We start from the raw sequence: 801 nt of genomic DNA, 5'->3' as shown, positions 1-801 counted from the left end.
CGATGTTCTCGTCCAGCTTCTTCAGATAGTGGAATGCGAGGTCTTCATTACGACCGAAGAGGGAAATCATGCAGGTTATGAGGTTGTAAGCCGTTCCTGACGTATTTGGATTTGCAACCCTTATCAAACCCTTGTACTTGGAATCGATTATATCGAACCAGCCTTTCGGGGGTTCTAGACCGAGTTCGGCTGCTCGGCCATTGTGAGTCGCAAATGCCAGAGGCCCAAGATAAAGTCCTATCCAGTAGCCCTCAGGGTCCTTGTACTGGTCCGGCGTGTTTGCAGCGGCTCTGGAGAAATAAGGCGTGGTGAGACCTTTGAGCTTTGCGCTTATATGATTCAGTCCCACTCCTCCAACCCATATGGAAGCTTGTGGATTCAGCTTTTCCGCTTCCATTCTCGCTTCGGCCTCTCCACCGGAAAGTCTTACCCAGTCAACCCTTATGCCGGTTACTTCCTCGTACTTGTCAAACAGCTGCTTTGCAGCAAGCTCCTCGAGAGTCGTGTAAACTGTGAAAGAATCAGCGGCAAGAAGGGTTACCGAAAAGGCAGCGCAGATGACAGTAAACAAAATAAGAAATCTTCTCATTGCAAAGAAACCTCCTTGAAAGATGTGTGATTTTGGAAAACGTTTGCCTTTGTTGATTCAAAAGAAAGTTGGATGAATTGTATGTCTTGATGAGATTATACCATTACGATGACTTGAAACTGCCATAACATTTCTCAACTTTCTTGGAAAAGAACGGCCTGCCAACGAAGGAAGAAGGGACATAAGAAACAATGCTGCCTTCGGCAGGAAGC

1 protein-coding gene is annotated in these 801 nt (G+C 46.7%); it reads right to left on the bottom strand.

Annotation, left to right across the window (positions count from 1 at the left end):
• A partial coding sequence (locus BG32_RS01595) for an ABC transporter substrate-binding protein (RefSeq protein ID WP_183084260.1) occupies positions 1–589 on the bottom strand: 589 nt, incomplete at its 3' end.
• Between the last annotated feature and the right edge of the window lie 212 nt (positions 590–801).

This window comes from Mesotoga sp. HF07.pep.5.2.highcov (assembly GCF_003666285.1).
In the GTDB taxonomy this organism is placed as follows: Bacteria; Thermotogota; Thermotogae; order Petrotogales; family Kosmotogaceae; genus Mesotoga; species Mesotoga prima.
The sequence above is the reverse complement of the archived record's forward strand: the minus strand, read 5'-3'. Positions and strand labels throughout refer to the sequence as shown.